Source organism: Saccharopolyspora galaxeae, from assembly GCF_016526145.1.
Taxonomy (GTDB): domain Bacteria; phylum Actinomycetota; class Actinomycetes; order Mycobacteriales; family Pseudonocardiaceae; genus Saccharopolyspora_C; species Saccharopolyspora_C galaxeae.
Genome location: NZ_JADDUE010000001.1, coordinates 744,568 through 756,622 on the forward strand (window position 1 = coordinate 744,568; position 12,055 = coordinate 756,622).

Consider the following 12,055-nt stretch of genomic DNA (forward strand, 5'->3'; position numbering starts at 1 on the left):
GTACGGGTGCTGCGCGCGGACGCGCGGAGCGGAATCGGCGACGGCGACCGGCGTCAGCGGGTGTTCTCGTTCTCCGTCTCGGTGACGCCGTCGGCGAACCCGCGGCAGTACTCCCAGCTCACGTAATGGCTCGGGTCCGGGGAGTAGGCGGGTTCGTGCGGGCGCATCCGCCCGTCGTGCAGCAGCTGCTCCAAGCTGGAGCGCAGCAGTTCCCAGTCGTGGTAGTGCGGCTCGCCGCAGTCGGTGCAGTCCACGACGATCCCGCGGACCCCGCGCGGCTCCAGCAGCGCTTGGTAGACGGCGAGGTCGGTGAGGTCGGACAGCAGCTCGGCGCGTTCGTCCTCACCCAGCGGCGGGCCCTGTTCCGGGTCCTGGTCGTCGAGCGTTCTGCTCGGATCGTCCGGGTCGCCCGCGAACGGGTCTGGGGGCAGCGGATCGTGCGGCACGGACCGCACGGTACCGCCCACCTCGCAACCCGGAACCGCTCGGGGCGGCTGCCGCCGCGCGCGTGCGTGCCACCACACCGGGGACCGCTTGTGACCAGCGGGTCTATATCATGGGGAAATCGCACCTGCCGCTCGTGCCGGGGACGTCGACCGCCGCCTCCGGTGCGCGGTATCGCCCGATGAGCCCCCGCCCGGATCCTTCGGTGCCACCACCGTTGCTTGCAGGAAGGCACACCGCCTCGCCATGACCAGCGAACTGACCGCTCCCGGATTCCCCGCCAAGTTCGCCACGCTCGGGTTGACCTTCGACGACGTCCTGCTGTTGCCCGACGAGTCGGACGTGATCCCCAGCAGCGTCGATACCGGAACTCAGCTGTCCCGCAACGTGCAGCTGCGGGTGCCGCTGCTGTCCGCGGCGATGGACACGGTCACCGAGGCGCGGATGGCCATCGCGATGGCGCGCCAGGGCGGTGTCGGCATCCTGCAGCGGAACCTGCCGGTGGAGGAGCAGGCCGCGCAGGCCGAGGTGGTCAAGCGTTCCGAAGCCGGCATGGTGACCGACCCGGTGACCTGCTCGCCGGAGGACACCATGGCCGAGGTCGACGCGCTGTGCGCGCGCTACCGGATCTCCGGTGTGCCGGTGACCGATCCGGATGGCACGCTGGCGGGCATCATCACCAACCGGGACATGCGGTTCGAGGCCGACCACACCCGCCGGGTGCGCGAGATCATGACTCCCGCGCCGCTGGTGACCGCGCAGGTCGGGGTCACCGCGGACGCCGCGCTGGGCCTGCTGCGCAGGAACAAGGTCGAGAAGCTGCCGATCGTGGACAACGCGGGCAAGCTGCGCGGGCTGATCACCGTCAAGGACTTCGTCAAGACCGAGCAGTACCCGAACGCCACCAAGGACCCGGACGGCCGGTTGCTGTGCGGCGCGGCGGTCGGCGTCGGCGCCGACTCGCACGAGCGCGCGATGGCGCTGGTCGACGCCGGGGTGGACGTGCTGATCGTGGACACCGCGCACGGGCACTCCCGCGCGGTGGTGGACACCGTGGCGACGTTGAAGAAGGAGCTGGGCCACTCGGTCGACGTGATCGGCGGAAACGTGGCCAGCCGGGCCGGGGCGCAGGCGCTGGTGGACGCCGGTGCGGACGCGGTGAAGGTCGGCGTCGGACCGGGCTCCATCTGCACCACGCGGGTCGTGGCCGGGGTCGGCGTGCCGCAGATCAGCGCGATCTACGAGGCCGACCAGGCGTGCCGCCCGGCAGGCGTGCCGATCATCGGCGACGGCGGCATCCAGTACTCCGGCGACATCCCGAAGGCGATCGCCTCCGGCGCCAGCAGCGTGATGCTGGGCAGCCTGCTGGCGGGCACCGCGGAGTCGCCGGGCGAGCTGATCCTGGTCAACGGCAAGCAGTTCAAGGTCTACCGCGGGATGGGTTCGCTGGGTGCGATGCAGACCCGCGGGCAGGCCAAGTCGTACTCGAAGGACCGCTACTTCCAGGACGACGTGCTCTCCGAGGACAAGCTGGTGCCGGAGGGCATCGAAGGCCGGGTGCCGTACCGCGGCCCGCTGTCCCAGGTCGTCGACCAGCTCGTCGGGGGGCTGCGTTCCGGCATGGGCTACACCGGCTCGACGACGATCCCGCAGCTGCAGCGGGCGAATCTGGTGCGGATCACCGCGGCGGGTCTCAAGGAGAGCCACCCGCACGACATCACGATGACCGTCGAGGCCCCGAACTACACCACGCGCTGAACGGTCGGCGCAGGTCGCGGGGGCTGTTGATGCGCCTGCGCGGCCCGCTCGCCCAGCAGCTCGAACAGCCCGGCAGGCGGCCCGCCTGCGGGTCGCCTGCAAGCAGCAGCGAGAATGTCCGGCCGCAGTTGCGGTGCCGCGAGGGAGGAACAAGGTGCGGGATCTGGTGGAGATCGGCATGGGCCGGACGGCCATGCGCGGCTACGACCTGGACGACATCGAGATCGTGCCGTCGCGGCGGACCCGTTCGTCGAAGGACGTGTCGCTGTCCTGGCAGATCGACGCCTACCGGTTCGACATCCCGTTGGTGACGCACCCGACGGACGCGGTGGTCTCGCCGGCGACCGCGATCCGCATCGGTGAGCTCGGCGGGCTCGGCGTGCTCAACGCCGAGGGGCTCTGGGCGCGGCACGCCAACGTCGAAGAACGGCTGGCCGAGGTGGTGCGCGCCGCCGAGGAGAGCAGCGACCCGGATGCGGCGATGAAGCTGCTGCAGCGGCTGCACGCCGAACCGGTGCGCCGCGACCTGCTGACCCAGGCGGTCAAGCAGATCAAGGACTCCGGCGTGACCGTGGCCGCCCGGGTGAGCCCGCAGCACGCCGAGGAACTCACCCCCGACCTGCTGGCCGCCGGGGTCGAGGTGCTGATGGTGCAGGGCACCATCGTCTCGGCCGAGCACGTGGCCAGGGACGGCGAGCCGCTGAACCTGAAGCGGTTCATCGCCGACCTGGACGTGCCGGTGATCGCGGGCGGTGTCGGCGACTACCGCACCGCGATGCACCTGATGCGCACCGGCGCCGCGGGCGTGATCGTCGGCTTCGGCCGGTCCCGGTCGGCCACGACGACGCAGGTGCTGGGCATCGGGGTGCCGATGGCCACCGCGATCGCCGATGCCGCGGCGGCGCGCCGGGACTACCTGGACGAGACCGGCGGCCGGTACGTGCACGTGCTGGCCGACGGCGCGCTTTCCTACTCGGGCGAGATCGCCAAGGCGATCGCCTGCGGCGCGGACGCGGTGATGCTCGGCGAGGCGTTGACCGAGGCGTCCGAAGCCCCCGGGCAGGGTTACTACTGGACCGCGGCCGCGGCGCACCCGAGCCTGCCGCGCAGCGAGATCGTCGGGTTCACCGGTTCCGGCGCCGACCTGGAGACGGTGCTGTACGGGCCGAGCAGCGACCCGTACGGCACGATCAACCTGTTCGGCGGGCTGCGCCGGTCGATGGCGAAGACCGGATACTCGGAGCTGAAGGAGTTCCAGAAGGTCGGTCTGACGCTGCAGCGGTGAGCGGCGCCCGGGAAAGAACCGCGGTTTTTCCCGCCACCGGTACGGATCCCGCCAACGGCTTGGCGGCAACCTCTGGCTACCGGTGAGTAATGGCGTCTAACGTGAGGCGCATGGCTTCCAGCAACGGTGCTCTTGGTCACCAAGATCGGCAGAACCACTACGACGTCGTCGTGATCGGCTCCGGTTTCGGCGGGAGCGTCGCCGCGCTGCGGCTGACCGAGAAGGGCTACCGCGTTGCCGTGCTGGAGGCGGGGCGCCGGTTCGCCGACGACGAGTTCGCCGAGACCTCGTGGGACCTGCGCCGGTTCCTGTGGGCGCCGCAGTTCGGCTGCTACGGGATCCAGCGCATCCACCTGCTGCGGGACTGCCTGATCCTGGCCGGCTCCGGGGTCGGCGGTGGGTCGCTGGTGTACGCGAACACGCTGTACCGGCCGCTGCGGCCGTTCTACGAGGACTCGCAGTGGGCGCACATCACCGACTGGGAGGGCGAGCTCGCGCCGCACTACGACCAGGCCAGCCGGATGCTCGGGGTGGTGACCAACCCGAGCACCACGCCGTCGGACGAGGTGATGAAGCAGGTCGCCGCGGACATGGGCGTCGGCGGCAGCTACCACTCGACCCCGGTGGGGGTGCACTTCGGTTCGCCGGGCGAGACCGCCGAAGACCCGTACTTCGGCGGGGCCGGGCCGCAGCGCACCGGGTGCACCGAGTGCGGCGCGTGCATGACCGGCTGCCGCGTCGGCGCGAAGAACACGCTGGTGAAGAACTACCTCTACCTCGCCGAGGCCGGAGGTGCGGAGGTGTTCCCGATGACCACGGTGCACCGCCTGGCCGAAGGCTCCGGCGGGGGCTGGCGCATCGGCACCCGGCGCACCGGCGCGAAGATGTCGCTGGGCAGCAAGGTCTTCACCGCCGATCAAGTCGTGCTGGCGGCCGGTACCTGGGGCACCCAGAACCTGCTGCACCGCTCGCGGGACCGCGGGGACCTGCCGCGGATGTCGGCCAAGCTCGGCGAGTTGACCCGCACCAACTCCGAGGCGATCATCGGTGCGCAGGTGCCGGACGTGGGGGAGCGGAACTTCTCCGAGGGCGTCGCGATCACCTCGTCGTTCCACCCGGACGACGACACGCACATCGAACCCGTCCGCTACGGCAAGGGCAGCAACGCGATGGGGCTGCTGCAGACCTTCCCGACTCGCGGTGACGACCCGTCGCCGCGCTGGCGGCAGTGGTTGCGGTTCGTGCGCAAGAACCCGGTGGAGGCCGTGAAGATGGCCGTGGTGCGCCGGTGGAGCGAGCGCACGATCATCCTGCTGGTGATGCAGAGCCTGGACAATTCGCTGATCACGCGGGTCAAGCGCGGGCTGTTCGGTTCGCGGCTGACCTCGCGGCAGGGCCACGGCGCGCCGAACCCGGCCTACATCCCGGCCGGTGAGGAGGCCAACCGCCGCACCGCGGAGAAGATCGGCGGCATCGCGGGCGGTACCTGGGGCGAGCTGATGGACATCCCGATGACCGCGCACTTCATCGGCGGTTGCCCGATCGGGGAGGACGCCGAGCACGGTGTGATCGACCCGTACCACCGGGCCTACGGACACCCGACGCTGTCGGTCGTGGACGGCTCGGCGATCACCGCGAACCTCGGTGTGAACCCGTCGCTGACGATCACCGCGCAGGCCGAGCGGGCGTTCTCGATGTGGCCGAACAAGGGCGAGCAGGATCCGAGGGCCGAGCAGTCCGAGGGCTATCGGCGGGTGGATCCGGTCGCGCCGAAGTCGCCCGCGGTGCCTTCCGAGGCTCCCGCAGCGCTGCGCCTCCCGCTGGTCTAGCCGAGCGCCCGGCCGACACGCGCCACCGCCACCCGACCCGGTCGGAATCTTCGGAGCGAACGGACTCATCGCCCGATCTGTTCGGACCGGCGGTCCGTGCACTCGGATCTGTCTGCCCGGGTGGGGTGGTGTTCGGGCGCGTCGGCGGAATGCAGGAGCGGGTCTGGCGAGTCGGCGGTCGCGAGGGCGGAGGTGCTGCCCTGGTGGCCTCGGCCAGCTGGGATGATGGCGGTAGCGCCCGCATCCCTGGAGGTTTCGACGACGTGTCCGGTACCGCAAGCAGCCCCGACCAGCCCCCGCGCGACGGCAAGGGGCCCGTGCTGGTCGTCGACTACGGCGCGCAGTACGCGCAGCTGATCGCGCGCCGGGTGCGCGAGACGCAGATCTACTCCGAGGTCGTCCCGCACGACACGCCGGTCGATGAGCTGGTGCGCCGCGACCCGGCCGCGCTGGTGCTCTCCGGCGGCCCGGCCAGCGTCTACGCCGAAGACGCACCGCAGGTCGACCCGGCGATCTTCGACGCGGGCGTGCCCGTGTTCGGCATCTGCTACGGGTTCCAGGCGATGACCAAGGCGCTCGGCGGCAGCGTCGAACACACCGGCACCAGCGAGTACGGCCGAACCGACCTCGAGGTCTCCGGTGACGGCGGCACGCTGCACGAGGACCTGCCCGCGCACCACCCGGTGTGGATGAGCCACGGCGACTCGGTCAGCAAAGCACCGGAGGGCTTCGCCGTCACCGCGGGCAGCAAGGACACCCCGGTCGCGGCCTTCGAGGACCGGGAACGGCGGCTGGCCGGGGTGCAGTACCACCCCGAGGTGGCGCACTCGCCGCACGGCCAGGAGGTGCTGCGCCGGTTCCTGCAGGACATCGCAGGTGTGCGGCCGCAGTGGACGACCGCTTCGATCGTGGACGACACGGTCGCCGCGATCCGCGAGCAGGTGGGTGACCGGCGGGCGATCTGCGCGCTGTCCGGCGGAGTGGACTCCGCGGTCGCCGGTGCGCTCGTGCAGCGCGCCATCGGTGATCAGCTCACCTGCGTGTTCGTCGACCACGGCCTGCTGCGCGCGGGCGAGCGGGCGCAGGTGGAACGCGACTTCGTGGCGGCCACCGGTGTCAAGCTGGTGACGGTGGACGCGGTGGACCAGTTCGTCGGTGCGCTGGCCGGGGTGGCCGACCCGGAGGAGAAGCGCAAGATCATCGGGCGGGAGTTCATCCGCTCCTTCGAGAGCGCCGCCCGCGAGCTGGTCGCCGATTCCGGCGGTGACGTGGACTTCCTGGTGCAGGGCACGCTGTACCCGGACGTGGTGGAGTCCGGCGGCGGAACCGGCGCGGCGAACATCAAGAGCCACCACAACGTGGGCGGCCTGCCCGAAGACCTGCAGTTCCAGCTGGTGGAGCCGCTGCGCGCGCTGTTCAAGGACGAGGTGCGCCGGGTCGGGCTGGAACTGGGCCTGCCGGAGACGATCGTGCACCGCCAGCCGTTCCCCGGCCCGGGCCTGGCGATCCGCATCATCGGCGAGGTCACCGCGGACCGGCTGCACACCTTGCGCGCCGCGGACGCGATCGCGCGGGAGGAGCTGACCGCGGCCGGGCTCGACCGGGACATCTGGCAGTGCCCCGTGGTGCTGCTGGCGGACGTGCGCTCGGTGGGCGTGCAGGGCGACGGGCGGACCTACGGGCATCCGGTGGTGCTGCGGCCGGTTTCCAGCGAGGACGCGATGACCGCGGACTGGACCCGGCTGCCCTACGACGTGCTGGAGCGGATCTCCACGCGGATCACCAACGAGGTCTCCGAGGTCAACCGGGTCACGCTGGACGTCACGTCGAAGCCGCCGGGCACCATCGAGTGGGAGTGATCCGCGGCCGGGCGTGAGCGAGCGGGCCGTTCGTCCGGACAGGCCGGGCGAACGGTCCGCTCACTCATTCCTCGCGGTCGCGTGCGTCGAAGGCGCGGGTCACGACGCGCGCGATCGGGGAGACCGGGCGCTGCTGAGCGCTCAGCCCTGCTCGACCTTGACCCAGTCGACCAGGTAGCGGGCGCTTCCCGCGGCCACCTTGTCAACGGATTCCTGCGGCAGTCCGAAATAGGGTTCGGTGACGCCGTTGACGCCGTTCGGGAACTGCCCGCCGAGCGCGAAGTTCAGAATCATGAACTGCGGGTCGTCGTAGACCCAGCTCCAGCCGTTCTGCTCCATTTCGGCCTTGGTGATCTGGTAGAACTGCTTGCCGTCGACGGAGAAGGTGAACCCTTCCGGCGTCCAGTCCACCTTGTAGTCGTGCCAGTCGGCCGGGTCCATTCCGTCGAATTGCTGCTTGCCGGTGATCGGGGTGTCGCCGTTGTACTCGGGGCCGTGCAGCGCGGAGCTGGTCCACGGTTCGCCGACGTTTTCCATGACGTCGACTTCACCGCACTGCGGCCAGGACACCTCGTCGATGTTCGAGCCCAGCGACCACCAGGCGGGCCACAGGCCCGGGCTGCTGCCGCCCTCGGGCAGCTTCAGCCGCGCCGAATAGCTGCCGTAGGTGAACTCGTACTTGTCCTGCGTGCTGAGCCTGCCGGACTGGAAGTCGTAGGTGTTCCCGTCCGGGGCCTGGAAACCGGGGTTGTACCGGGGGTGCAGGGCCAGCGCGCCGTTCTGCGCGCCGGTGGCGGCGTCGTCCTGGTCCAGGTAGATCGTCTCGGGGGAGTCGACGTAGGCCTGCTGCTCCTGGTTGACGGTGTCGAAGTTCTCCCCGGTGACCTCCACCTGCCACTTGGACCGGTCGAGCTCGGAGCCGGAGAAGTCGTCGAAGAACACTTGCTTTTTCGGTGCGGCCGGCTGCGGGGCCGGATTCGCAGCCGCGGTGGCGAACGGGAGCAAGCACAGCGCGGCGAGCGCGGTGCCTGCCGCCTTGAATCCGGTGCGGGACACGGAAAGTCTCCTTCGGCAGGATCGAACGGTGCGCGCCACCGGTATGGGCTGCGCACCGGAAACGGTTCGGTGCAGGCTATATCGATGCAGCCCGCGCGCAATTCCGCCGATCGGCTGCAACGCGGAGTCGCACCAACTCCACCGGTCCCGTTTTTGCCACTTTCCGCGGCCGAATTCCACGGGATTCGCGGAATTCCCGGCCGGACTCGGGATGCGCCGCCGCACCGGTCGCACGCCGCGGCCGGGCGCGATGGATGCGCGGGCGAGCAGTGCCTGCGTGCGTTCGGTGCGCGGCGCGGTATCAGCGGCGGCGCATCGAGACCACCAGCAGGATCAGCCCGACGAACACCGCGATGCCCGCCAGCGACCACTCCATCCAGAAGTCCTCCGTACCGCCGAGCAGCAACGAACCGGCGAGCAGCAGCGCCAGCGCACCCGCGACCAGCAGCACGGTGTCGGGTTTCGTGTGGTCGTCGCCGTTCGCGCGAGAATCGTCGTCAGCCACGGAGCACCTCCACGCGCCCGTTCGCAGTGGTCAAGTCGAGTTCGACGTGTCCGCCACCGGGTCCGTCCGGGCCGTTGTCGGTGACGCTGATCCGGCTGTTGCTGCCGTTCGCCTGCGAGCCCAGGCATTCGACGGACCCGCCGTCGGCGCCGCATTCCGCGGTGACGTCCACGTTCGGCGGCAGCAGCACGCGGATCAGGCCGTTGGTCGTTTCCGCGCTGGTCGCGACGCTCTCGCCGGTCGGCATGCGCAGCGGCCGGAGGTCGAGCGAGATCAAGCGCGAGCCGCCCTGGTAGGAACCTTCGAGGTCGGCCGGGCTGGCGGCGACGACGATCCGGTCCGCGTCGACCTGCGGCGGCCGGTAGTTCACCTCCCGGTGCTCCTCGTTCATGCCGAGCAGCAGCGCCAGCGCTCCGACCGGCAGCGCGAACGCGATCAGCCCGCGGCCGCCGTGCAGGAACGCGCCGACCAGCATCCCGACGCCGAGCACGCCCAGCGCTACCGCGAGCGCCCTTTCGTCGCCGCCTTCGTAGACCGCGGCCGCCGCGGCCAACACGGCGAGCAGCACCGTCCCCCAGGTGATCCAGTGCCGCTTGCGCGGCGGCTCAGCCTGCGCTTCCGGCGGCTCGGGGAGGTCCCAGGCGAACGGGGCGGCGCCGAGCGGGTCCCACGCCGGTGGCTGCTCCGCGGACGACCCGCTACGGGCCTCGGCCGCGGAGTCCGCGTAGACCCACACGTTGTCCTGCTGCGGCCGTTCCGGTGCCGAACCGCGAATCGCTCGGTCCTGGTAGTTGCGGTGCAGCAAGAACAGCGCCGCGAGCCCCGCGGCGAACGCGACGAGTCCGACCGAGTGCAGCGACGCGAACGCGATCGGTGCCCCGAACAGCACCACGAGCACGACTCCCAGCACCGACAGGGCCTGCCGCGTGCCGCTGGTGACCCGCGACTGCTCCGGCGGCAGCACGAGCCAGCCCAGCAGGTACAGCGCGATCCCGGCGCCACCGGTCAGCAGTGCCACGATGAACACCACCCGCACCAGCACCGGATCGATGCCGTAGCGCTGCCCGATGGCCGCCGACACCCCGGCGATCTTGCGGCCGTGGCGCGGCCGGGCCGGTCGGCTCTCCCACATCTCGCGCAGTGTGTCGCGGACGCTCCCAGTCATGCCGCCGACTATCCGCGAGCGCCGCGGCCCGGCACATCGGGGAAATCCCTGACCGCGACGGGTGCTGCCCTGGAGATTCCCCGATGACCGCGCTCGCGTGCGCGTGGAACCATCGAGTTCGTGAGCATCCGGTCCCGGAAACGAACCGACGCGGCTTCCGAGCGTAGTGCGGCGCCCGACCGCAGCGGAGCACACCGCGTCCTCGCCCATCCGAAGCTGTACCGGCGGCGCGGCGGGCGACTGATCGCCGGGGTGTGCGGCGGGATCGCCGACCACCTGGACGTTTCGGTGCTGTGGGTGCGCGCGGTGTTCGCCGTGCTCGCCGCGTTCGGCGGGGCCGGCGTGCTGGCCTACGGGATCCTGTGGGTCTTCGTGCCGCAGAGCAGCGGTGCGGAGCGGCCGCTGTCGGACCGGGAGCGCCAGCAGGGGCTCGGGCTGATCATCCTCGGAATCGGGCTGGTGGCCGCCGTCGCTCTGCTGGGCATCCTGCCCGGCTGGCTGACCGGGCCGCTCGGGGTCGCGCTGGTCGGTGCCGCCGTGGTGTGGCGGGAAGCCGACGAGTCGCAGCGCAGGCGCTGGCGGGAAGGCGCCCGGTCCGGCATGGCGGGCGCGGTGCTCGGCGGTGGCGGTCGCTCGGCCGTGGTGCGGATCGTCTCGGGCGCAGCGCTGGTGGTGATCGGCGCCGTGGTGTTCCTGGGTGGGTCCGCCAGCGTGAGCGATCTGCGGTTCGCGCTGCTGTCCACGATGACCGCGCTGGTCGGCGCGGCGGTGCTGACCGTGCCGTGGTGGATGCGGCTGGTGCGGGACCTGAACGTGGAGCGCGCGGGCCGGGTCCGCTCGCAGGAGCGCGCCGAGATCGCCGCGCACCTGCACGACTCGGTGCTGCAGACGCTCGCGCTGATCCAGAAGCAGGCGGGTTCGGAGCGCGAGGTGCGCAGGCTCGCCCGCGGGCAGGAGCGGGAGCTGCGGAACTGGCTCTACGGCCCGGACGGGTACGGGCGCGGCGGTTCCGGGCAGGGGGCCGGCCAGGTCGAGCCGGCCGGGCAGGAGCAGGCCGCGACGCTCTCGGCGCAGCTGACCGAAGCGTTCGGGGAGATCGAGGACGCCTTCGCGATCGAGGTGCAGCACGTCGTGGTCGGCGACTGCGAGCTCGACGAGCGGCTCACGGCGCTGCTGGCCGCCGCGCGCGAGGCCGTGGTGAACTCCGCCAAGCATTCGGGCACCGGTGAGGTCAGCGTCTACGCGGAAGTCGAACCCGAACAGGTCTCGATCTTCGTGCGGGACCGCGGCACGGGATTCGACCCGGAAGCGGTGCCCGCCGACCGGCATGGCTTGGCCGACTCGATCCGGGGCAGGATGGGGCGCAACGGCGGCGCCGTGCGGCTCAAGACCGCCCCCGGCTCTGGCACCGAAGTGCAACTGGACATGCCCCGGCAGGCGCACCGGCGAGCCGAGGGCGGGCCGACCAAGGAGGACCAGTCGTGACAGCAGCAGCTCAGCCCGGCCCGGTGCGGGTGTTCCTCGTCGACGACCACGCGTTGTTCCGCTCCGGGGTGCGCGCCGAACTGGCCGGTGCCGCGGATCGGGTCGAAGTGGTCGGGGAGGCCGGTTCGGTCGCAGAGGCCGTCGCGGGCATCGGGCACTACCTCCCGCAGGTCGTGCTGCTCGACGTGCACATGCCCGACGGAGGCGGCGCGGAGGTGCTGCGCCGCACGCGCACCGAGTACCCCGACGTGGTCTTCCTGGCGCTGTCGGTCTCCGATGCCGCCGAGGACGTCATCGCGGTGATCCGCGGCGGAGCGCGCGGCTACGTCACCAAGACGATCTCCGGGCGGGAACTGGCGGACGCGGTGTGCCAGGTGGCCGGTGGTGATCCGGTGTTCTCCCCGAGGTTGGCGGGGTTCGTGCTGGACGCCTTCGCGCAGGGGCCGGACTCGGCTCCGGTGAGCGATCCGGAGCTGGACCAGCTCACCCCGCGGGAGCGGGACGTGCTGCGGTTGCTGGCGCGCGGGTACGCCTACAAGGAGATCGCTTCGGAGCTGTTCATCTCGGTGAAGACGGTCGAGACGCACGTGTCCAGCGTGCTGCGCAAGACGCAGCTGTCGAACCGCTACGAGCTCTCCCGCTGGGCCAGCGACCGCAGGCTGGTCTGAG

The 12,055-nt window shown here is 71.2% G+C and carries 10 protein-coding genes; 6 read left to right on the plus strand and 4 right to left on the minus strand.

Annotation, left to right across the window (positions count from 1 at the left end):
- Positions 1 to 53 precede the first annotated feature (53 nt).
- The gene (locus INP57_RS03380) at positions 54 to 455 is read right to left on the minus strand and encodes a DUF5319 domain-containing protein (RefSeq protein WP_200068485.1); all 402 of its coding nucleotides are present in this window, start codon (positions 453 to 455) and stop codon (positions 54 to 56) included.
- A gap of 235 nt (positions 456 to 690) precedes the next feature.
- Between INP57_RS03380 and guaB the strand changes: the two genes are divergently transcribed.
- The 4 genes from guaB (at position 691) to guaA (ending at position 7,175) form a co-directional block, all read left to right on the plus strand.
- Entirely contained in the window at positions 691 to 2,202 is a 1,512-nt protein-coding gene (gene guaB, locus INP57_RS03385) for an IMP dehydrogenase (protein WP_200068486.1), read from the plus strand.
- Positions 2,203 to 2,356: 154 nt separating this feature from the next.
- A complete protein-coding gene (locus INP57_RS03390; protein WP_200068487.1) occupies positions 2,357 to 3,487 on the plus strand; it encodes a GuaB3 family IMP dehydrogenase-related protein in 1,131 nt (376 codons plus the stop codon).
- A 110-nt stretch (positions 3,488 to 3,597) separates the two neighbouring features.
- On the plus strand, positions 3,598 to 5,316 hold the full coding sequence (locus INP57_RS03395; RefSeq protein ID WP_200068488.1) for an FAD-dependent oxidoreductase: 1,719 nt from the start codon (positions 3,598 to 3,600) through the stop codon (positions 5,314 to 5,316).
- Between the two features lie 263 nt (positions 5,317 to 5,579).
- Positions 5,580 to 7,175 carry a glutamine-hydrolyzing GMP synthase gene (gene guaA / locus INP57_RS03400; RefSeq protein ID WP_200068714.1) on the plus strand — a complete coding sequence of 532 codons (1,596 nt, stop codon included), beginning with the start codon at positions 5,580 to 5,582 and terminating at the stop codon, positions 7,173 to 7,175.
- A gap of 141 nt (positions 7,176 to 7,316) precedes the next feature.
- On the opposite strand, the gene INP57_RS03405 is transcribed toward guaA, so the two are convergent.
- The 3 genes from INP57_RS03405 to INP57_RS03415 form a co-directional block, all read right to left on the minus strand.
- On the minus strand, positions 7,317 to 8,231 hold the full coding sequence (locus INP57_RS03405; RefSeq protein ID WP_295148197.1) for a glycoside hydrolase family 16 protein: 915 nt from the start codon (positions 8,229 to 8,231) through the stop codon (positions 7,317 to 7,319).
- Between the two features lie 301 nt (positions 8,232 to 8,532).
- Positions 8,533 to 8,736: a hypothetical protein gene (locus INP57_RS03410; protein ID WP_200068489.1), complete on the minus strand. Its 204-nt coding sequence runs from the start codon at positions 8,734 to 8,736 to the stop codon at positions 8,533 to 8,535.
- Positions 8,729 to 9,901 (minus strand): PspC domain-containing protein, encoded by a 1,173-nt coding sequence (locus INP57_RS03415; protein ID WP_200068490.1) that lies wholly within the window; start codon positions 9,899 to 9,901, stop codon positions 8,729 to 8,731. The genes INP57_RS03410 and INP57_RS03415 overlap by 8 nt, the downstream gene beginning before the upstream one ends.
- A gap of 120 nt (positions 9,902 to 10,021) precedes the next feature.
- On the opposite strand from INP57_RS03415, the gene INP57_RS03420 reads away from it, so the two are divergent.
- Positions 10,022 to 11,386, plus strand: a complete 1,365-nt coding sequence (locus INP57_RS03420; RefSeq protein ID WP_307849881.1) for an ATP-binding protein — start codon at positions 10,022 to 10,024, stop codon at positions 11,384 to 11,386.
- Entirely contained in the window at positions 11,383 to 12,054 is a 672-nt protein-coding gene (locus INP57_RS03425) for a response regulator (protein ID WP_200068491.1), read from the plus strand. Before INP57_RS03420 ends, INP57_RS03425 begins: the two co-directional genes overlap by 4 nt.
- The last annotated feature ends 1 nt before the right edge of the window (position 12,055 follow it).

Excerpts from the sequence above, each read along its gene's own strand:
- INP57_RS03395 (WP_200068488.1), top strand. The coding sequence starts at position 3,598 with ATGGCTTCCAGCAACGGTGCTCTTGGTCACCAAGATCGGCAGAACCAC.
- INP57_RS03415 (WP_200068490.1), bottom strand. The coding sequence starts at position 9,901 with ATGACTGGGAGCGTCCGCGACACACTGCGCGAGATGTGGGAGAGCCGA.
- guaB (WP_200068486.1), top strand. The coding sequence starts at position 691 with ATGACCAGCGAACTGACCGCTCCCGGATTCCCCGCCAAGTTCGCCACG.